Origin of the sequence: Pseudomonas sp. B21-047 (assembly GCF_024748775.1) — a bacterium.
GTDB lineage: Bacteria > Pseudomonadota > Gammaproteobacteria > Pseudomonadales > Pseudomonadaceae > Aquipseudomonas > Aquipseudomonas capeferrum.
In genome coordinates this window covers 2,671,087-2,691,480 of sequence record NZ_CP087169.1, presented here as the reverse complement: position 1 = coordinate 2,691,480, position 20,394 = coordinate 2,671,087, and the positions used below count along the sequence as shown (strand labels likewise).

The 20,394-nt window shown below is 57.8% G+C and carries 14 protein-coding genes and 1 pseudogene; 11 read left to right on the top strand and 4 right to left on the bottom strand.

Annotation, left to right across the window (positions count from 1 at the left end):
* The first annotated feature begins 40 nt into the window (after positions 1 to 40).
* From LOY26_RS12245 to LOY26_RS12220, 6 genes are all read left to right on the top strand, one after another.
* On the top strand, positions 41 to 4,624 hold the full coding sequence (locus tag LOY26_RS12245) for an RHS repeat-associated core domain-containing protein (RefSeq protein WP_186661775.1): 4,584 nt from the start codon (positions 41 to 43) through the stop codon (positions 4,622 to 4,624).
* Positions 4,614 to 5,123, top strand: coding sequence for a hypothetical protein (locus tag LOY26_RS12240; RefSeq protein WP_186661778.1), 510 nt, complete (start codon positions 4,614 to 4,616; stop codon positions 5,121 to 5,123). Before LOY26_RS12245 ends, LOY26_RS12240 begins: the two co-directional genes overlap by 11 nt.
* Entirely contained in the window at positions 5,029 to 7,002 is a 1,974-nt protein-coding gene (locus LOY26_RS12235; RefSeq protein WP_258714816.1) for an RHS repeat-associated core domain-containing protein, read from the top strand. The genes LOY26_RS12240 and LOY26_RS12235 overlap by 95 nt, the downstream gene beginning before the upstream one ends.
* A gap of 217 nt (positions 7,003 to 7,219) precedes the next feature.
* Positions 7,220 to 7,801, top strand: coding sequence for a hypothetical protein (locus LOY26_RS12230; RefSeq protein ID WP_258714815.1), 582 nt, complete (start codon positions 7,220 to 7,222; stop codon positions 7,799 to 7,801).
* Positions 7,802 to 8,753: 952 nt separating this feature from the next.
* Positions 8,754 to 9,536 (top strand): DUF3396 domain-containing protein, encoded by a 783-nt coding sequence (locus tag LOY26_RS12225; RefSeq protein ID WP_258714814.1) that lies wholly within the window; start codon positions 8,754 to 8,756, stop codon positions 9,534 to 9,536.
* A 10-nt stretch (positions 9,537 to 9,546) separates the two neighbouring features.
* The gene (locus LOY26_RS12220) at positions 9,547 to 9,729 is read left to right on the top strand and encodes a PAAR domain-containing protein (RefSeq protein ID WP_186658990.1); all 183 of its coding nucleotides are present in this window, start codon (positions 9,547 to 9,549) and stop codon (positions 9,727 to 9,729) included.
* 248 nt (positions 9,730 to 9,977) lie between these two features.
* Here the strand turns inward: LOY26_RS12220 and ptrR are convergent, their stop codons facing one another.
* Positions 9,978 to 10,844, bottom strand: a complete 867-nt coding sequence (gene ptrR / locus LOY26_RS12215; protein ID WP_186659256.1) for a putrescine utilization regulator PtrR — start codon at positions 10,842 to 10,844, stop codon at positions 9,978 to 9,980.
* Between the two features lie 106 nt (positions 10,845 to 10,950).
* On the opposite strand from ptrR, the gene LOY26_RS12210 reads away from it, so the two are divergent.
* On the top strand, positions 10,951 to 12,336 hold the full coding sequence (locus LOY26_RS12210) for an aldehyde dehydrogenase family protein (RefSeq protein WP_186658993.1): 1,386 nt from the start codon (positions 10,951 to 10,953) through the stop codon (positions 12,334 to 12,336).
* A gap of 36 nt (positions 12,337 to 12,372) precedes the next feature.
* Here the strand turns inward: LOY26_RS12210 and LOY26_RS12205 are convergent, their stop codons facing one another.
* Together LOY26_RS12205 and LOY26_RS12200 are read right to left on the bottom strand one after the other, a co-directional pair.
* Positions 12,373 to 14,286 carry an AAA family ATPase gene (locus tag LOY26_RS12205; RefSeq protein WP_258714813.1) on the bottom strand — a complete coding sequence of 638 codons (1,914 nt, stop codon included), beginning with the start codon at positions 14,284 to 14,286 and terminating at the stop codon, positions 12,373 to 12,375.
* A 71-nt stretch (positions 14,287 to 14,357) separates the two neighbouring features.
* On the bottom strand, positions 14,358 to 15,257 hold the full coding sequence (locus LOY26_RS12200) for a helix-turn-helix domain-containing protein (RefSeq protein ID WP_033697677.1): 900 nt from the start codon (positions 15,255 to 15,257) through the stop codon (positions 14,358 to 14,360).
* Between the two features lie 150 nt (positions 15,258 to 15,407).
* On the opposite strand from LOY26_RS12200, the gene LOY26_RS12195 reads away from it, so the two are divergent.
* From LOY26_RS12195 to LOY26_RS12185, 3 genes are all read left to right on the top strand, one after another.
* Entirely contained in the window at positions 15,408 to 16,766 is a 1,359-nt protein-coding gene (locus tag LOY26_RS12195; protein ID WP_033697674.1) for a glutamine synthetase family protein, read from the top strand.
* 65 nt (positions 16,767 to 16,831) lie between these two features.
* Entirely contained in the window at positions 16,832 to 17,920 is a 1,089-nt protein-coding gene (locus LOY26_RS12190; protein WP_258714812.1) for a polyamine ABC transporter substrate-binding protein, read from the top strand.
* A gap of 13 nt (positions 17,921 to 17,933) precedes the next feature.
* Positions 17,934 to 19,229 carry an FAD-binding oxidoreductase gene (locus LOY26_RS12185; protein ID WP_186663659.1) on the top strand — a complete coding sequence of 432 codons (1,296 nt, stop codon included), beginning with the start codon at positions 17,934 to 17,936 and terminating at the stop codon, positions 19,227 to 19,229.
* Between the two features lie 127 nt (positions 19,230 to 19,356).
* On the opposite strand, the pseudogene LOY26_RS12180 reads toward LOY26_RS12185, so the two are convergent.
* Positions 19,357 to 19,530, bottom strand: a pseudogene (locus LOY26_RS12180) (helix-turn-helix domain-containing protein); the annotation flags it as partial.
* Positions 19,531 to 19,714: 184 nt separating this feature from the next.
* Between LOY26_RS12180 and LOY26_RS12175 the strand changes: the two are divergent.
* The gene (locus LOY26_RS12175; RefSeq protein ID WP_186659005.1) at positions 19,715 to 20,392 is read left to right on the top strand and encodes a DUF3313 domain-containing protein; all 678 of its coding nucleotides are present in this window, start codon (positions 19,715 to 19,717) and stop codon (positions 20,390 to 20,392) included.
* The last annotated feature ends 2 nt before the right edge of the window (positions 20,393 to 20,394 follow it).

The following is a 20,394-nucleotide window of genomic DNA, read 5'->3' as shown; positions in this document are numbered from 1 at the left end:
CTCCAGACCCACTCTTCAAATAATCGGGAACTTCAAGCCAATGGCCCAGATTGTCCAAGCCGCCCGGGAGGGCGATGCAATTCTTCATCCATCGCTAGCAGCCGAAATCATCAGTGCAGTCGCCGAAGCGGTGATCTATGCCGCCGCTACTGCCGCTGTGTCCGCCGCCATCGGGCTGGCTGTTGTCGGCACTGCATTCACCGGCGGTGCCGCCGGATTCGCCATTGCGGCCGTCGCCGGCGTAGCAGTCGGCGCGATCAGTACCCTGTCCGTCGGCGAAGACCAGACTATCGGAGGCGTCATTTCCAGCTTTTGCGACTGGCTTGGCAACAGCATGGCACCGCCTCAAATTTACGGAAAAATCGAAGGTGGGTCAGGCAACGTCCACATCAATGGCAAACCAGCCGCTCGTGCGGCTGGTATCACAGAGCCACCTGGAGGGGGCGCTGCAGACGAACAAGCGGAACCCTCCATCCTCGAAAACATTGGGTCCATGGCCATGGCGGCCGTGCCCTATCTGCTCCCAGTCGTGGGGCTGGGCATGGCGATACGCGACATCTTCAATCCACCGGTGACCACCCCGGCAGCTGCAGGGTCAGAACCCAAGCATGAGGACAAGATCACGTGTAGTCGCCATCCGGCGATGCCGGAAACCTTCATCGCACAAGGTTCCGACAAGGTGCTGATCAACAGTCAGCCAGCAGCGCGATCAGGGGACAAGACAACCTGCGACGCCACAATAGACGTGAATGAAAACGTATCTCCCAATGTCCGTATTGGCGGTGGTACGGCGACGGTGCGCGATATTCGCAATGGCAAGAGCAAGATTGCGATGTTTACGGGGATTATTGCGGGGATCCTCATCGCCCGGAAATTTGGGCGTAGCAAAGGGTGCACAGTTGGCAATCCGGTTGCCGTCGCCAGCGGAAGCAAATTGCAAGATGGCCCAGAAGACACCGACTTCAATCTGCCAGGTCTGCTGGGTATCCAGTGGGCGCGTCACTACGACAGCAGAGACTTGCGCAATGACGGCCTGCTCGGAATGGGCTGGAGTTTGCCCTACGAGGTGGAGTTGGTTCGTGTCCCGCACCCTCAGGGCGGTGAGCTATGGATCTACATCGACAACGAAGGTAACCGACTGGAACTAGGCCGCCTCAGTGCTGGTGACGCCTTCGTCAGTGCCGTGGACGGCTTGGCCTTCTTCCAGCTGGAGGATGGCCAGACCGTTGTCGAAGATATCAATGAAGGTCTTTATCGGGTCTTCGATACCGACCCGTTGAATCCGAAACGCTCACGGCTGACCAGGCTCGGCGACCGTAATCTCAATTGCCTAGACATGCTGTACGACGAGCAAGGGCGCCTGAAAGCCCTCTATGACAAGTACGGCCAAACGCTCGTGCAGCTTCATTATGGCGCTCAGCATCCACAGCGTGTCAGCCAAGTATCGCGGGCCTTCCTGAAGAACGGTGGAACACCGGCTGTTGAACGTGACGAGTTGCTGGTCAGCTATCGCTACACCGAAAACGGCCAATTGCACGAGGTATTGGATGCGACGGGGCAACGGGTTCGCCGCTTCACTTACACGCCCGAGGGCTATCTCAACAGTCATCAACTGGCCAGCGGTGCTGTCCGCCAATACGAATGGGCGCGGTTTTCCATCCCTGAAATACGCCCCACACCAAAGCGCGCTGACGGGACACCGTACCGCATGCCGCCGCTGCTCGAACCTCAACCCGACCATGAATGGCGCGTGATCCGCCACTGGGGCAGCGATGGCGAAGAGTACCAATTCGCCTACGACCTGGAACTCGGTGAAACGCGGGTAACCGACAATCTGGGGCGCCAGGATCATTACTATTGGGGGCCACTGTACGAAGTCCACAAGCACATCGACGCGCTGGGTAACTGCTGGCAAGCAGAGGTCATCGCAGGCCAACTGATCAAGCGTGTCGATCCACAAGGGGGTGAGTGGCGTTACCGCTATGACGATATCGGCCGTTTGATTGAAACCCGCGACCCGCTGGACCGCAGCGAGCACGTCAAGTACCTGCGCCACTGGGCACTGCCCGTCCAGGTCACCGATGGCGCCGGACGCGTCCAGCGTTACGGTTACGACACTCATGGCAACCTATTGTGGGAACAAGACCCGCTGGGCCGCAAAACACACTATCAATACAGCCCGGAAGGTCGCGTTACCTGCGTCACCGATGCCTTGGAAAAACGCAAACACCTGAGCTGGAACACACTCGGGCAGTTGACCAGCTTCCGCGACTGCAGCAATGCCCAGACCCTTTACCACTATGACTTACACAGCCGCTTGCGCGAGAGTATCAACGCTCGTGGCGAGCATCACTATTTCCGCTATGACGCCCGCGGCTACCTGATAGAAAGTGAACGCCCAGATGGTCGCCTTGATCGCTACGAAGTCGATGCCGCTGGGCAACTCACGCGCTATATCAATCCAGCGCAAAAGGCCCTGCAGTTTCGCTACGATCGAAGCGGCCGCTTGATCGAACGTACCGATGCCATGGGCTACAGCGTGAACTTCCGCTACGACGCCTATGGCCGGCTGCTGCGGCTTATCAACGAGAACGACGAGTCCTACCGCTTCGGCTGGGACGAACTGGACCGGCTGGTCGCGCAACAGGATCTGGATGGCAGTGGTCGCACCTATGAATACAGCGTCCTGGATGATCTCACGGGTCTCACTCATGTTCCCTCTTCATACGAACAGCCACCGCTGTCCGATAACGCACCGCCGACACGAACGGCCTCGATCCGTCATGTCTTCGAGCGTGATCCCGTCGGACGCCTCACGCGCAAGCACACCGACGACGGCATCACGGACTACAACTACGACGCCGCCGACAATTTGCTATCCATCGCCTTTACGAATAACCAGGGTGAGAAGCAGCACCTCGATTACACCTATGACGCTACCGGGCAACTGCTCAGCGAGACCAACAGCGCCGGCTTGCTGAAATATTGCTATGACGAACTGGGCAACCTGCAGACGTTGACTTTGCCTGATCAGCGAAAACTGAACTACCTGTACTATGGCAGCGGGCATCTTCATCAGATCAACCTGAACGGTCGTGTCATCAACGACTTCGAACGCGACACGCTACACGACGAAGTGCTGCGCACTCAGGGGAGTCTGATCACACGCACACGCTATGACCAGAGCGGCAGGCTGAGCAGCAAGGCCATTTACTATCGCGATGCTCCTGTGGAAGTGTTGCCGTTACTGGAGAAGTCTTACCGCTACGACACCAATGACAACCTGGTCGCGGAAGTCCTGACTCAGACCCAGCGCCGTGGCATTGACAGCGGTGTGAGCGATGACTCCGGCCACCTCGAACAGATCATTGGCCATTTCCATCCTTCGCCTCACACCGGCAAGAGCTACTCGGGGACCAACCGCTACGGTTACGACCTCAACGAGCAATTGCAGACTGTCTATCAATCACGCCCCAACTGGCAAACCACACAAGTTGAAGATTTCAAGTACGACAAGGCTGGTAACCTGTTCGACGGACCCAAGCTCAACGGTTTGATCAAGCATAACCGCGTGCTGGTGTATCAAGACAAGCGCTATCGCTACGACAGGTTTGGTCGGCTGTGCGAGAAGCGTATTGGTAGCAATTGGGTACAGTATTTCGAATATGACGCCGACCAACGCCTGGTCTGCGTAGACCAATACCGCTACGGAGAACGCGAACGTGTTGTGTTCAACTATGATCCACTGGGAAGGCGGATCAGCAAGGAAGTTTATCAGAGCGACTATCCTGAACCACGACGGCGGGTACTGTTTCATTGGCAAGGGTTGCGCTTGCTGCAAGAGGTGCAGAACGGCCTGGCCAGTCTGTACATTTATGCCAGTTCAATTAGCTACGAACCTATAACTCGAATTGACGGCAAGCATGGCAACGAAGAGTTCGCACACTTCCATACCAATCAAGCAGGGCTGCCAACACAACTCACAAACGACAGCGGCGATATTGTATGGTGGAGCAACTTTCGCGGATGGGGTGCGTCACGTGACGAATGGAACACCGAAAAACAAGCAAGAGAGCAGAACTTACGCTACCAAGGTCAATACTTCGACCGTGAAATCAAGCTCCACTACAACACCTACAGATTCTACGACCCTGTCATTGGGAGCTTCACACAAACAGATCCACTAGGCCTGCTCGGCGGGCCAAATCTCTATAAATACGCTCCAAACCCAATAAGCTGGATAGATCCGCTAGGTCTCTCTTGCAATAGATTTGGATTTTCGATATCAAACTTAATCGTACGGCTACGCGCCACACTTAGAATTTATCCAAAAGTGATCGACCCTAGAACTGGCCGCAGCATACCATTCCCTGCACAGATTGGTGGTAAGATTCCCACTGCCGCGCGTGTCCCCTGGGGAGCATCCGAACGTGGTGCATTCATTAAAGACTGGTATGATCGAGGATATGCAACACCGCGAGGAGGATGGAGAGAATATGATATCCACCACATAAAACCAAGGGAGTATGGCGGTGACAATACCTTCTGGAACCTAGTACCCGTACAGCGTAAAACGCACCAAGAACTCTTCAACACATTCTGGCGAAATTACAATGAATTTTAAAACCATAAGCACAACAATTGATGAGCTCAAAAACAAATGGTCAACACCACAAACAGCCTATCATCACAAGGAAAAATGCCCATTTCTTCTAAGTTGCATTTTCACGGGCGGGATCGACGAAAAAGAGCTACCTAAACCCCATCAAAACTTCCCCTGCGAGCTCCTGGCGCTGTGGAGACTTAGTGAAAAAACCGAGCTATTCAAAGACAATTTATATGAACAATGGGGGCTTGAACTATTAACACCTAAGGAGGCTATCAGCGAAACCAGTAGGCAACAGCAAATTCGAGGAAATGAAATACTAACAACCGATATCGTCCTTGGTCGCTTCTATGGTGATTCTGAGTTATTAATAATCACCAAAGATGGAGGGGTTTTGGTTTGCACACCTCTAGATCACAGACATGAATGGACTAAAGCAGCGGAATCTTTATCAGAATTTCTGGAAAAAATGGCCGATGCAGAAGGTGCTAAATTTTGGGAGTCCTCCGCTACTTAATAAAGTGAACGCCCCAGATGGTCGCCTCGGTCGCTCTGAGATTGATGTCGCAGGCCAACTGCCGCGCTACATCGACCCAGCACAAAAAACCCTGCAATTTCGCTACGATCGTAGCGGCCGCTTGATCGAACGCACTGATGCCATGGGCTACAGCGTGAAATTTCGCTACGACGCCTATGGCCGGCTGCTGCGGCTTATCAACGAGAACGACGAGTCCTACCGCTTCGGCTGGGACGAACTGGACCGGCTGGTCGCGCAACGGGATCTCGATGGCAGTGACCGCATCTATACCTACAACGTGCTGGATGAGATCACGCGGCTTACCCATCTCCCCTCCCCTGAAGAACTGCCGCCACTGTCCGACAACGCTCCGCCAACACGAGTGACCGCCATCCGCCATGACTTCGAGCGGGATGCACTGGGCCGTCTTGTCAGCAAGCGTACTGAAGATGGCACCACCGAGTACCGCTACGACGCTGCCGACAATCTGCTGTCCATCACCCTCACGGATAACCAGGGAGAGAAGCAGCAACTCGATTACACCTATGACGCTACCGGGCAACTGCTCAGTGAAACCAACAGTGCTGGCCTGCTGCAGTATCGCTATGACGAGCTGGGCAACTTGCAGACGTTGGTGCTGCCCGATCAGCGTGAACTCAACCACCTGTACTACGGCAGCGGGCACCTGCACCAGATCAACCTGAACGGCCGGGTCATCAGCGACTTCGAGCGCGATGCGGTGCACGACGAAGTGCTACGCACCCAAGGACAGCTGGTCACACGCACCCGATACGACAATTGCGGCCGTCTGGCCAGCAAGGCTATCCACTATCGCGATGCCCCTGTGGAAGTGCTGCCGCTGCTCGACAAGGCCTACTGCTACGACGCGAGCGACAACCTGGTTGCCGAAGTGCTGACCCAGACTCAGCGCCGAGGCGGGACCAATGCGTACGACGATAACACCGCGCACCTCGAACAAATCATCGGCCGCTTCCATGACCTGCCCCACACCGGCAAGAGTTACTCAGGACGCAACCGCTACGGCTACGACCTCAACGAGCAATTGCAGACCGTCCAGCAGTCGCGCCCCAATTGGCAAGCTACGCAGGTCGAAGACTACAAGTACGACAAGGCCGGCAACCTGTTCGACGGGCCCAAGCTCAACGGCTTGATCAAGCACAACCGCGTCCTGGTCTATCAGGACAAACGCTACCGCTATGACCGGTTTGGGCGGTTGTGCGAAAAGCGGATTGGCAGCAACTGGGTGCAGTACTTTGAGTACGACGCTGAGCATCGGCTGGTTTGCGTGGAGCAGTACCGCAGTGGTGAGCGTGAGCGAGTGGTGTTTGCCTATGATCCGTTGGGTAGACGAATCAGCAAGGAGGTTTATCAGAAGGACTATCCAGAGCCGCGCCGACGCGTACTGTTTCACTGGCAAGGGCTGCGCTTGTTGCAAGAGGTGCAGAGCGGTTTGGCCAGCTTGTATGTGTATGCCAATTTGGCTAGCTACGAGCCGCTGGCCAGAATAGACGGAAAGCCAGACAACGAGGAAGTACTCTACTTCCAGACCAATCCAGGCGGCCTGCCCGAACAGCTGACAAATATCGAGGGTGATACAGTCTGGTGCAGCGAGTATGCGATATGGGGAAAGCCACGGGGTGAGTGGCGCAGCCCTCGGCATGCACGAGAGCAGAATTTACGGTTTCAGGGCCAGTATCTTGACCGGGAAACGGGACTGCATTACAACATGTTCAGGTTCTATGACCCAGATATTGGACGATTTACGCAGACGGATCCGATTGGGGTGGAGGGAGGGCTAAATACATATGCGTATGCGCCGAACCCGCTAAGCTGGATCGACCCGCTTGGCTTAATGTAATGTAGCCTAACCGGCAACGAAGTTGGTGATGCTACTAATTTACCTATTATTAAGCGTGACAGCTCCGAATGGAAAAAGGCAACTGAAACAATCCAGAAAGGTGGTAAATCCAATTTTAGAGTAAAAGATAAAGCCACTGCCGACCAATTATTAAAAGATGCCAGAGGAAAAGTAGATCACCACCCCACTTATTCTGAAGCACCGTACAAAAAAGGATATGAACACCACCCCAATGAATCTCACACAGCAAACGCACCAGAGAATAATATCCCTCATGTCAAATGGAAAGACTGGAGTATGGGTAAAAAATCTGGTGGCGCCGGGCATATATTTTATGAATAGAAAATCAGTCATTCTGGACGAGAAAAAGTACCCTATCGCATGGAGATTTAACTCCAAGGATTGCTCACTATCATTTAAAGAAAAAAGACAAATCGTTTTTCTTGGCGCGGAAGAGTCTGAAAACCTATGGAATGTGATATTTCCATTTGACCATTTAATGAACATGAATTCATCATTTTGCTTTGTGACAGAAGAAAAAAAGCTAGACTTTGATCACCACCAAGAATCGTCTTTGTTCTTCAAGAACAAACTAGTAGATACCTCGTCCATTTTTTTCTTCTGGGGGAAAAAAGCGAGCGCCATTGTACCTGCAGACCTACTTGTTAAATCATGGAGCGATTTTTTTTACCCCAGTGATGAAACAAGTATCGCCTTAATAGTCAATAGGCAAAAAATAATCTATTCGTACGAGGAAAGTTTTTTTTACGCTGGCATAGTAGAGCAACAAAATCGGTAAAACCTTCCACGATTTAGCAGGGTTATCGTATAAAAATAGCCAGGGGAGATATGGCCCGTAGCTAGACAGAGACCGTCTGATCGTGAAACGCTTCGACAAGTTTGCGAAAAACTATGCCGGCATGGTCTCAATTACTCACGGGCCCTGGGTAGGTAATTTTCATTTGTATTTCTGAAACACCACACTAGCCCGGCGATTATTGGGCTTTCAATCACCGGCTTCCGGCCCTCAGGTGAGTGCGACAGCTAGAGATAACTCATACGTGGAAAGACAACGAGCGACTGCCGGGATTGAACTTACACTTGCTGTCCCATTTGTCGCGGTAGGGAGCGTAATGATGACAATAGCAGCTTCGCCGGTATTAGCAACTGCCGAAGGTAGCGCATTAGTTGCTCACGCAGGAGGACAATCTGTCCGCTTCGCCCCATTCGTTAATATTTCAAGTAAAGAGATGATTGCAGGCCTACTCGGAGCGGGCGCGACTTCGCCCGCGTTTGCAACATCCGCAGAGGACTCGTCCTCTGCAACGCCCTCCCAAAGGTTAAGCGTTAATATCGAAGAGTGGAACGCTTATCAACGCTATCCGTCCACAACCGTGCAGAGCTATGTCAGCTGGGACGACCTTCCGGAGAAATCCAATGACTGAAAGTGAATTCTTCAACGCGTTCGAAAAACATCGCTGTGACCTTATCTACGCGGATGATGCACACGATGGCCAGCCCGTTATAAAGGTAGGAATTGTCGCTGTTTTTTATTTGCAAGGCGTACACGCCATCTAGGAGACAGGCCATTGCAGAGGCCTTTAAAATCTACTGCCAACTTTATGAAGAACACCTTAACTGGGGATACATGGGTAGCGAAAACATAACCCAACACAACTTAAACGATCAAACCCAAAAAAAACTGTATAGCCTACATTACCTCTGAGAGCGCATCAGAACCAGCATCATTCATGTGGTCATCTGAAAAAGGATTTAATGCCGTAGGCGATTACCTATTTCAAGCACTCTCTCCGGCCGACTGGTTCGAACAGATTCACCACGCATTGAGTACGATTAGAGTCTACTTGCCCGTCGACGCACTAAGAGAAAACACAAACGAGTTTGACAAACTGATAAAATCTTTGTGCAACCTCTTAGAGCCTTTACACGGCTCTGCCGGCTTCGGCATTCAGAACTGCCATGAGCACCAAAATTACCAGCATACCGAGTACGAAATTTTGGCTAACTATCGAGGCGTGGATCTTAGCCTGCTCATCGCTAATGAACACTGGCGGTCAGGTTACTCCGGGCTCAATTGGTACACCTACATCAATAGTGACTGGATCAAAAATCTTACCAGTGAAAAGCCATTAACAGAACTCCTCAATGACACTCGAATCACAATTACACAAGAAACATCCACAACCATAATTAAAGCTGGACACTGGCCTGTTTTAGGAAAGCTGGACATCGACCCTCTTCCTGAGCTTTATGTTAAAGTAAATAAAATAATTGAACCACTTAGAACCACCAATATTGGCTCTTTGCATTACGGCTCTATTGCAGGTGAAATTCGTTTTAATGTTCGCACGAGCAACTTATGGATGCACCGCTTCGATCTTCCTCCAGGCCGCAGTGCGCCGACGACACCAAGACAGTACTATCGCTACTCAGCCGCGGAAGTGAATAAAATCGAAGAGGAGCGTTTGATGTTAGATACCCTACTCAACAGCAGTCCTCCCCATCGGGAATAAGCCTTCCAATATGCCTGGTATAATTTTAGTCGGTCACCTGCACATTTGCCCACTTTGCGGCCCCACAAAGGTCAGCAGCGGGACGAAATTTTTCACTATCAATAGCCGCCCAGTTGCTTGCGTGGGTGACCGTCTTGACTGTGGTGCAGTGATCATAAGTGGCTCATTATCAATGACAGTCAGAATATCTTAACGATCACCTCCACCAAAGCCCTTGACACTTACCCTGAACTAACCAAATGCGTAGCAAAACCGCCTGTGGCGCCAGCCTGATCGCCAGCGCTTCCCACGGCAGCGTCCATCGTTGAATCGATCAAACCCAAGTAGAGTGCCTTTGGGTCGTGACGGGCCTCGTATTTCTCGAAGCCCCACCCCCGAGGCCTCCCAAGCGTCCTGAACCCGGCGTGTGCTATACCCCCCTTCGTTATGGCACCCGAAACATCAACTCAGGCGCCGCTCTTTCAGCAACTTCACGAACATGCTCAAACTCCGCGAAACCGCGCCCCGCCGCCACACCAGCCACGTCTTCAAATAGCGAAAATCCTCCGACATCGGCCAGGCGCTCACCGTGCTGCAACCCGGCATGTTGTCGAGCATGCTGCGCGGCATCATGGCCAGCCCCGCCCCGGCGCTCACGCAGGCCAGCATCCCGTGATAAGACTCCATCTCATGGATCTTGCCCGGCACGGCCTGGTCCTGCACAAACCAGTTCTCGAAATGATGGCGGTACGAGCAGTTGGCGCGAAACGCGTAGATGCTCTCGCCGTTGACGTCCTGGGCACGGGTTACCGGTGCATGGTTGAGGGGCGCGATGACCATCATCTCTTCCTCGAACACCGGCATGCCCTCCAGGGTTGGATGCAGCAGCGGCCCGTCGACGAACGCCGCGACCAGGCGCCCGGACAACACCCCTTCGAGCATGGTCCCGGAAGGCCCGGTCGAGAGGTCGAGGTCGACCTTGGGGTAGCGCTGGTTGTACGCCGCCAGCAAGGCAGGAATACGCACTGCCGCGGTGCTTTCCAGCGAGCCCAGGGCAAAGGTGCCCTGCGGGTCCTCGCCCGCCACGGTCAACCGCGCCTCGTGCACCAGGTCGAGAATGCGCCGGGTGTACTCGAGAAAGTTCCAACCCGCCGGCGACAGGCGCAGGCGGCTTTTCTCGCGGATGAACAGCTCTACGCCCAGGTCTTCTTCCAACTGCTTGATGCGCGTGGTCAGGTTCGAGGGCACCCGATGGATATGCTGCGCGGCAGCGCTGATGCTGCCCTGCTCGGCCACTGCCTTGAAGATCTCCAGTTGCACCAGGTCCACAGTCATTCTCCAAACGTGAATGTTTCGCTCATTATTATTCAGTTTTCATTAAAACCCTACACCACTAGTCTGGCGTCACTGATTAACAACAACGAGAGTGTCCGCCATGAGCGCGATCAGCAGCCTGACCCATGCCATCTCCCTCGACCCGCACAGCGGCGAGCAGATTGGCGCCTACCCCTTCGATACCGACGCCGCACTGGAAGCGGCGCTGCAACGTGCCAAGGTGGGCTATGGGCAATGGCGGCTGGTGTCGCTGGGTCAACGCAGCGAGTACCTGCTTGCCCTGGCCAGCACCCTCGAAGCCAAGGCCGAAGCCTTTGCGCAGATGATCAGCCGTGAAATCGGCAAGCCGATCACGCAGGCCCGTGGCGAAGTGAGCAAGTGCGTGGGGCTGTGCCGCTGGTATGCCGAGCACGGCCCAGCCATGCTGGCAGCAGAGCCGACGCAGATCGAGAAAGCCCGCATCGAGTACCGCCCGCTGGGGCCGATCCTGGCCGTGATGCCGTGGAACTTCCCGGTCTGGCAGGTGCTGCGCGGCGCTGTGCCGGCGATCCTCGCCGGTAACACCTACGTGCTCAAGCATGCCCCGAACGTCATGGGCAGCGCTTACCTGTTGGGTGAACTGTTCAAGGATGCCGGCCTGCCGGAGGGCGTCTTCGAAGTGCTGAACGTGACGCCGGACGGTGTCACCCGCGCCATCAACGACCCACGCATTGCCGCCGTGACCCTGACCGGCAGCGTGCGCGCTGGCATGGCGATTGGTGCACAAGCCGGGGCCGCGCTGAAGAAGTGCGTGCTGGAGCTGGGCGGGTCCGACCCGTTCATCGTGCTGGCCGACGCCGACCTGGATGCCGCAGTCAAGGCGGCTGTCATTGGTCGCTACCAGAACACCGGCCAGGTCTGCGCCGCGGCCAAGCGCCTTATTGTCGAAGAGAGCATCGTTGAAGCCTTCACCCGCAAGTTCGTTGAAGCGACGCGCGCGCTGAAAGTCGGCAACCCGCTGGAAGACGACACCTACATCGGCCCGATGGCCCGCTATGACCTGCGCGACGAACTCGATGGCCAGGTCCAGGCGACCCTTGCCGAAGGCGCTACCCTGCTGCTGGGTGGCAACAAGGTCGACGGCGTGGGCAACTTCTACGCACCGACCGTGTTTGCCAACGTCACCCCTGAGATGACCGCGTTCAAGCAGGAGCTGTTCGGGCCCGTGGCCGCGATCATCACGGCGCAAGATGCCGACCATGCGGTGGCATTGGCCAACGACAGCGAGTTCGGCCTGGCCGCGACTATCTACACGGCTGACTATGCACTGGCTGAACGCATGACCGCGGCACTGGATACCGGTGGCGTGTTCATCAACGGCTACTGCGCATCCGACCCACGCGTCGCCTTTGGTGGCGTGAAGAAGAGTGGTTTTGGCCGTGAGCTGTCGCACTTTGGTGTACGCGAGTTCACCAACGCACAAACGGTGTGGCTGGACCGTAACTGACCGGTGCATTGGGGCCGCCTTGCGGCCCCAATCACTTCAATCCCTGACCTGGTCTTTCACCCAGTCCAGCATCCCACCTGGCACGATCAGCTCATGCCGTGCCCGCGAACAGGCGGTATACAGGCCCGCCAGCATCCGTGCACGTTCGTTGCGATTGCCCGCCACCACCGGCGTGACCATCAGCTCCGGTGACACCATCACCCGGGCGAACTCCATGTTCTTCACGTCGCTCACCCGCCCCAGGAACAGCTTGGGCGCCTTGTCCCAGCGATAACGGCTCTTGGCCTTGGCAAAATGCTCTGGCGTATAGCCCTTGCGCAGCATGTTGGCCACCGCCACGAAGGCCTTGTCATCGCCCTTGTCCTGCTCCAGCGCCTGCCAGCTGGCATAGCGGAACAACATGGGGTGGCGCGGCCGGGTGCCAAACCGGTACAGCTCGATGCAGTCCTCGACGAACAGCTCGAAATCCTTGCGTGCGCTCTTCAGCAGCACGAAGGGCACGCCTTGGTGAGTGAGGCGCTGGAACCAGCCAAACAGCCCCCATTCATCATCGACGATCAACGCCGTGGGCTGTTCCGGCACCGTGACGGTGTCGAAGAAGCTGACCCGGGTGTAGTGTTCGGCACTGCCACTGAAAGCGGCCTGTATCTTGGCCGGGTGCGCCTGGATCAACGGGTTGAGCACGTTGTCCATCGCCGGCCCGGCGCGCAGCGAATGGTCGATGTAGCGCTGACGGATAAAGCCGCCATGGTGCGGGCTCAGGCCGTTGAGGTTCTGCAGCTCGTCGCCCAGGGTGATGACCGATTGCGGGCTGCGGTCCAGCACGGCGAGCATCGGCGCCGAAAGCTCGTGGGCCTCGTCGACGATGATGTGGGTGTAACGGCTGTCGATCACGTCCTGCGTCAACGACAGCAGTTTGACCCGGTGGTAATCACGCACCGGCAGCTGGATTTCCCGCGTTGATGGGCGGATCAGCTCCTGCCAGTACAAGCGCGCCTTCTCCAGCAGCACTTCCTGGTCCAGCGGCGAGGTGCCGGGCCCAGCCCAGGGCAAATGGTGCAACTGCAACTGGGCATCGCCGGTTCGGCAAAAACTGCGCACGGCCTTGATACACAAGGCCACGACATCGCGGGCGTCAAGCGGGCCGATATCGGGGATATTCAACCACTTCACCACCTGCGCTTCCTGCGGGCGCCAGGACAGCTTGGTGCGATACGGGTCGCGCAGGCGCCAACCATTACTGGTGAGGTCACGGTTGAGGAGTTCGTCTGCCAACTGCCCAAAGGTCAGCGCGGTGTAGGCCTGGGCATCCTTGACGCGTGCCTGCAATGCGCGCAGTTGGCCCTCGGTCAAGGCCAGCAGCAGCGTGCGCTGGGGGTCGAGCAAGCGGGCGAACTGGTGGATCAGGAAGGTCTTGCCGGTGCCGGCGAAACCTTGCACCGCAACAGACTCGTCGACGCCGGAGAGAAACTCTCGCAGCAGGCGGTTTTGTTGATCACTCAACAAAAGGTCACTGGCCAATGAGGGCAGGTAGACCGGGTGCAGCGGCGTGACCTGCTGCCGGTAGCTGTCGGCAAAGCGGAAATTCCACTGGCCTTCGGCATCGAGCAAGGCGTCGCTGTCGTACTCGACCTCGCTGGCCAGCAGGCCGATGCCATTCTCACCCAGCATGCCCAGCCCCATGGCGAACGCCTCGCGGTCGAAGTGCTGCGCCACCTGGCCCTGAAAGCGGCCCGGTGCGGCGGTTTCGACTTCGCTGGCGATGCGCACGATTTCGGCAAAGCGCCGTTCCTGCGCATCTGCCGTTGCGGTGGCCAGCTGGCGCGGCAGGTTCTGCACGAACAGCACTGCAGCCGCCTGCACAACACTGGCAGTTGAGAAAAAGTCGCTGGCAGCAGGTTCGCTGGCGAGACGGTCGGATAGGTCACTGGGCAACGGCAGGTAGAACATCGGGACCTCGGGTGGGAACAGCCCGGCACGATAACAACTTTCCGAGGGGTGTGCTGGGTTCAGTGTTGCCCTCAGCCCCTGCCCCGCTTCAGCGTTTCACTCGGCAACTCGCGGAACAACTGCCGGTAGCTTTCGGAAAACCGCCCCAGGTGCCAGAACGACCAGCGCATCGCCACCTCGGCCACCGTGACATCGGCCTGGCGCAGCAGGTCTCGGCGCGCGCCGTTGAGCCGGCGCAAGCGCAGCCAGTGCGCCGGCGGCATACCGGTGAACGCCTTGAACGCCTGTTGCAACTGGCGCAGGGAAACACCGGCCACGTCGGCCAGCGCCATCAAATTGAGCGTTTCTTCGGGGCAGTCCGCCGCCCACTCACTGACCCGGCGCATGATCTCGCGCGCTTCACTTCGCCTGCCCAGCGCACCACCGTCCAGGCGCTGGCAGGCACTGTCGAGAATGAACAGGCAGTCTTCCAGCAGTTGCTCGGCCAGCGCCTGCCCCTGCAGCGGGCAATCGGCATGGCCCAGGCGGGTCAGGGTGGCGCTCAGCCAACTGCCGAACAACGCGTTCTGGCCACTGCCCAACGGCACCATGAACAGCCCGTCCAGGCGCTGGGTATCGAGACCATGACGGGCCAGGAACGCCTGGTCGAACACCACCGCCACCTCTTCGTAGTTTTCCGGGGTGATCCAGATATTACGGCTCTGCTCGTTGAGCAGGTAAAGGCTGTTCTCCGTACGGTCGAAGCAGAACGCCAGCGAACCGCTCGGGGGGCGGAAGAATTGCTCGACACGGGTGTTGAGACGCTCTTCATACACCTCCACGCCATCCAGCCCCAGGCAGCGCAGTTCGCCGCTGAAGTGCCCCGGCGACATTTGCCGGTACTGCTGTTGCCAGCCTGGGGTGGCACGCACCTGCTCGGTGACATCGGTGGTGTGGAAAGCCTGGACCTGCAAGGCATTGGGCGTTGTCACGCATCGTCCTGTTGCACTCTTTTGGTGCATTGATTGCCGGAGAAAGTGGATAGATTGCCCTGGGGGCTGCGACCAAGATAGTCCCCAGCGCGTCACCTGGGAAGCCACCGGCTCCCGCCGCGCACACAAAAACCCAACCAAGAGGTCTGTATGAACGCCCCCTTCGATCAGCTGTCCACCTGGCTGAAAGAACACCGGATCACCGAAGTCGAATGCGTGATCAGCGACCTGACCGGCATCGCCCGCGGCAAGATCGCGCCGACCGCCAAGTTTCTGCATGAGCGCGGCATGCGCCTACCCGAAAGCGTGCTGCTGCAGACGGTCACCGGCGACTACGTTGACGACGACATCTACTACAGCCTGCTCGATGCCGCCGACATCGACATGATCTGCCGCCCTGACCCGGCTGCGGTGTACCAGATCCCCTGGGCGATCGAGCCGACCGCGATCGTCATTCACGACACCTTCGACAAGCAAGGCAACCCCATCGAGCTGTCACCGCGCAACGTGTTGAAGAAGGTGCTCAAGCTTTACGCCGACCAAGGCTGGCAGCCGATCGTCGCGCCGGAGATGGAGTTCTACCTGACCAAGCGCTGCGAAGACCCGGACCTGCCACTGCAGGTACCGTTGGGCCGCTCCGGGCGCGCTGAAAGCGGTCGCCAGTCGTTCTCGATCGACGCCGCCAACGAATTCGACCCGCTGTTCGAAGACGTTTATGACTGGTGCGAACTGCAGGGCCTGGACCTGGACACGCTGATCCACGAGGACGGCCCGGCGCAGATGGAAATCAACTTCCGCCACGGCGATGCCCTGGACCTGGCCGACCAGATCACCGTGTTCAAGCGCACCATGCGCGAGGCGGCGCTCAAGCACAACGTTGCAGCTACCTTCATGGCCAAGCCGATTACCGATGAACCTGGCAGCGCCATGCACCTGCACCAGAGTGTGGTCGACATCGCCACTGGCAAGCCGGTGTTCGCCAATGAAGACGGCAGCATGAGCGAGCTGTTCCTGCACCATATCGGCGGTTTGCAGAAGTACATCCCCAAGCTGCTGCCGATGTTCGCGCCAAACGTCAACTCGTTCCGCCGCTTCCTGCCGGACACCTCGGCACCGGTCAACGTCGAGTGGGGCGAAGAGAACCGCACGGCCGGGCTGCGGGTGCCGACCTCAAGCCCCGAGGCGATGCGTGTCGAGAACCGCCTGCCGGGCGCCGATGCCAACCCGTACCTGGCCATCGCCGCGAGCCTGCTGTGCGGCTACCTGGGCATGATCGAGAAGATCAACCCGAGCGCGCCGGTGCAGGGCCGGGCTTATGAGCGACGCAACCTGCGCCTGCCAATCACCATCGAAGATGCCCTGCAGCACATGGAAGACTGCGAGACCGTGCAGCAATACCTGGGCAAGCAATTCGTCCAGGGCTATGTCGCGGTCAAGCGTGCCGAGCACGAGAACTACAAACGGGTGATCAGCTCCTGGGAGCGTGAATTCCTGATGCTCAGCGTTTGATTTGCCCGGGGCGCGCGGCGCCCCGCCTCCATCGAAACCGAGAACAAAACCAACGAGGTGTCGACATGCGTCATCTGCAATCCCTGGTTCCTGCTGCATTCACTTTGCTGTTCGGCGCTGCCGCCCAAGCTGCACCGACCGTCAGCGTGTACAACTGGACCGACTACATCGGTGACACCACACTGGCCGACTTCCAGGCCAGCAGTGGGGTCAAGGTGGTCTATGACGTGTTCGACTCCAATGAAACCCTGGAGGGCAAACTGTTGGCCGGTCGCACCGGCTACGACGTGGTCGTGCCTTCCAACCACTTTCTCGCTCGCCAGGCCCAGGCCGGGGCCTTTTTACCGCTGGACCGCAGCAAGCTGCCCAACTGGAAGCACCTTGACCCAAAGCTGCTCAAGCAGCTTGAGCAGAACGACCCCGGCAACCAGTACGCAGTGCCCTACCTGTGGGGCACCAACGGCATCGGTTACAACGTCGACAAGGTCAAGGCCGCACTGGGCATCGACCACATCGACTCCTGGGCGGTGCTGTTCGAGCCCGAGAACCTGAAAAAACTCAAGCAGTGTGGCGTGGCCTTCATGGACTCGCCCGATGAGTTGTTCCCGGCGATCCTCAACTACCTGGGCATGGACCCACGTAGCGAAAACCCTGCGGACTACGCCAAGGCAGAAGCCCGCCTGCTCCAATTGCGCCCTTACATCACCTACTTCCACTCCTCAAAATATGTCTCGGACCTGGCCAACGGCGATGTCTGCGTGGCCTTCGGTTACTCCGGCGACGTGTTCCAGGCCGCCAACCGCGCGGTGGAAGCGAACAACGGCGTCAAGGTTGCCTACAGCATTCCCAAGGAAGGCAGCAACTTGTGGTTCGACCTGCTGGCCATCCCCAAGGACGCCGCCAACCCGGACCAGGCCCTGGCGTTCATCAACTACCTGCTCGAGCCGCAGGTGATCGCCAAGGTCAGCACCACGGTCGGCTATGCCAATGCCAACCCCGACGCCCAGGCCTACATGGACAAAGCCCTGGTGCAAAACCCCGAGGTCTATCCGCCCCAGCACGTGCTGGACAAGCTGTACATCTCCAGCACGCCCAGCCCCAAGATCATGCGCGTGATGACCCGCTCCTGGAGCAAGATCAAGTCCAACCGCTGAGCCGAGAACACCCATGCCTTTCGACACCCTGCACACCGCTTCGTATTATGCCGCCACGGCACGCCACACGGCGCCCTACCCCAGCCTGGACGGCGAACTGACGGCCGATGTCTGCGTGGTCGGCGGCGGCCTCACTGGGGTCAATACCGCGCTCGAACTTGCCGAACGGGGGCTGTCGGTGATCTTGCTCGAAGCCCGGCGCATCGGTTGGGGCGCCAGCGGGCGTAACGGTGGCCAACTGATCCGCGGCATCGGCCATGACGTCAGTGGTTTTGCCCGTTATGTCGGCCAGGATGGCGTGCGTTACCTGCAACAGGCTGGCATCGATTCGGTGGCCTTGGTGGCCGGGCGCATCGCGCAATACGGTATTGCCTGTGACCTGCGCTGGGGCTTCTGCGAACTGGCCAACACTCCCGCCCAGTTTGCCGCCTTCAAGGCCGAACAGGACGACCTCGCCGCGCTGGGTTATCGGCACGAAACACGCCTGGTCAGCCCCGAGCATATGCACCAGGTCGTCGCCAGCGACCAGTACGCCGGTGGCCTGGTGGACATGGGTTCGGGCCATCTGCACCCACTGGACCTGGTGCAGGGCGAGGCGCGCGCGGCTGCAGGCCTTGGCGTGCGCATCTTCGAGCAGAGCCCGGTACTGCGCATCGAGCATGGCCCCACCGTGACCCTGCACACCGCCCACGGCACGGTCAGGGCACACAGCCTGGTGCTGGGCTGCAACGCGCATCTCGATGAACTGGAGCCGCGCCTGAGTGGCAAGGTGCTGCCAGCCGGCAGCTATGTGGTGGCCACCCAGCCGTTGCCAGAGGCGCTCGCCAGTAGCCTGATCCCGCAGAACATGGCGCTGTGCGACCAGAAGGTCGGCCTGGACTACTACCGCCTCACCGCTGACCGCCGTCTGTTGTTCGGGGGTGCCTGCCATTATTCCGGGCGCGACCCCAAGGACATTGCCGCCTACATGCGGCCGAAGGTACTCAAGGTGTTCCCGCAGCTGGCCGAGGTACGCATCGATTACCAATGGGGCGGCATGATCGGTATTACGGCCAACCGCTTCCCCCAGGTCGGGCGGCTGAGCCAGCACCCGAACGTCTACTATGCCCAGGGCTATTCGGGGCATGGGTTGAACGTGACCCACTGGACGGCCAAACTGCTCGCCGAAGGCATTGCCGTGGGCCACAGCCAAGGGCTGGATGTGTTCAGTGCGGTACCGCACCTGACCTTCCCGGGCGGCAAGGCGCTGCGTTCACCGCTGCTGGCGTTGGGGATGTTGTGGTATCGGTTGCGCGAGGTGCTGGGGTAAGCGCTGCCTCTGCGCCCTCATCATGCAAGCCTGTGTGATGAGGGCACACCAATGTAGAACCTGAAGAATATTCGCTAACTTACTGATTCATAAGGCAAGCAAGGAAAGACCATTCAGTACAAAGCACTTAAAGAATCGCTTGTAAGCCTTTGCATTGTATGATGTTTAGCAATTTAAGCGCCGCCCCTGCAGGGCGCGTCTCCCTCTGCTCCCATTTTCGAACTGTCGAAACACTCGTGTGCAGATGCATGGCGAACACCGGCTGGCTGAAGTTGAGTGCCTCACGCAAATGTCGGATGTCCAACCGTAGCGTAGGAAGTTTCTGTGTTATGCGCCGAGTTGCCGGGATTCATGCCAGTTGAACGGCGGCCAAGCCCTGGCACAGCATACCGCCACCGCCTTTCGAGATTGCCCCTGACCACTGGCCAACTCCCCCGCACCTGCTAGCGTTGTTCTGGCCGACCCCTCATGGATGCATCACGATCATGAAATCACTGCCTCGCATCACCCTGTTATGCGCAGCTTTGCTTGCCGTCGCGGCCTGCTCCAGCAACCGCGTGGACCCCAGCGACTACTCCGGCTTCCTGAAGGACTACAGCCGCCTGCAACCCGCTGAAAGCCCTTCTGGCGCACCGGTGATGCGCTGGATGGACCCCAAGGTCAACGTCAATCAGTACAGCCAGGTGTTCATCGAGCCCAGTCAGTTCTACCCCAAACCGCAACCGACAGCCGTCATCTCGGCGCAGACGCTGCAGGAGATCAGCCGTTACTTCAACGAAGCGATGCGCCGTGAACTGGGCAGTGTACTGACCCTGGCCAAGGCCCCCGGCCCGGGCACCATCGTCGTACGCCCGGCGATTACCGCAGTCTCCACCAGCAACGAGGGTTTCAAGGCCTACGAAGTGATCCCGATTGCGCTGATCTCGGCAGGCGTGAATACCGCCATGGGCGGCCGTGACCAAGACGTAGATGTCGGTGTCGAGGCAGCCTTCCTCGACGGCGCCAGCCAGAAGGTGCTCGCTCAGGTGGTGCGCAAGGGCGCAGGCAAGGAGCTAGAGAACGACACCCAGAAGCTGACCCTGGATGACGTCAAGCCCGTGCTGGACGGCTGGGCCAAGGACATGCGCGCAAGCTTTGTAGCGCTGAAACAGAAAAGCCGCTAACC

Bases quoted from the DNA above. Each gene is read 5' to 3' on its own strand.
- LOY26_RS12185 (WP_186663659.1), top strand. From the start codon at position 17,934: ATGCCTTTCGACACCCTGCACACCGCTTCGTATTATGCCGCCACGGCA.
- LOY26_RS12230 (WP_258714815.1), top strand. From the start codon at position 7,220: ATGAACACCACCCCAATGAATCTCACACAGCAAACGCACCAGAGAATA.
- LOY26_RS12220 (WP_186658990.1), top strand. From the start codon at position 9,547: ATGCCTGGTATAATTTTAGTCGGTCACCTGCACATTTGCCCACTTTGC.
- LOY26_RS12225 (WP_258714814.1), top strand. From the start codon at position 8,754: ATGTGGTCATCTGAAAAAGGATTTAATGCCGTAGGCGATTACCTATTT.
- LOY26_RS12245 (WP_186661775.1), top strand. From the start codon at position 41: ATGGCCCAGATTGTCCAAGCCGCCCGGGAGGGCGATGCAATTCTTCAT.
- LOY26_RS12235 (WP_258714816.1), top strand. From the start codon at position 5,029: ATGAATGGACTAAAGCAGCGGAATCTTTATCAGAATTTCTGGAAAAAA.
- LOY26_RS12210 (WP_186658993.1), top strand. From the start codon at position 10,951: ATGAGCGCGATCAGCAGCCTGACCCATGCCATCTCCCTCGACCCGCAC.
- LOY26_RS12240 (WP_186661778.1), top strand. From the start codon at position 4,614: ATGAATTTTAAAACCATAAGCACAACAATTGATGAGCTCAAAAACAAA.
- LOY26_RS12205 (WP_258714813.1), bottom strand. From the start codon at position 14,286: ATGTTCTACCTGCCGTTGCCCAGTGACCTATCCGACCGTCTCGCCAGC.
- LOY26_RS12175 (WP_186659005.1), top strand. From the start codon at position 19,715: ATGAAATCACTGCCTCGCATCACCCTGTTATGCGCAGCTTTGCTTGCC.
- LOY26_RS12190 (WP_258714812.1), top strand. From the start codon at position 16,832: ATGCGTCATCTGCAATCCCTGGTTCCTGCTGCATTCACTTTGCTGTTC.
- LOY26_RS12195 (WP_033697674.1), top strand. From the start codon at position 15,408: ATGAACGCCCCCTTCGATCAGCTGTCCACCTGGCTGAAAGAACACCGG.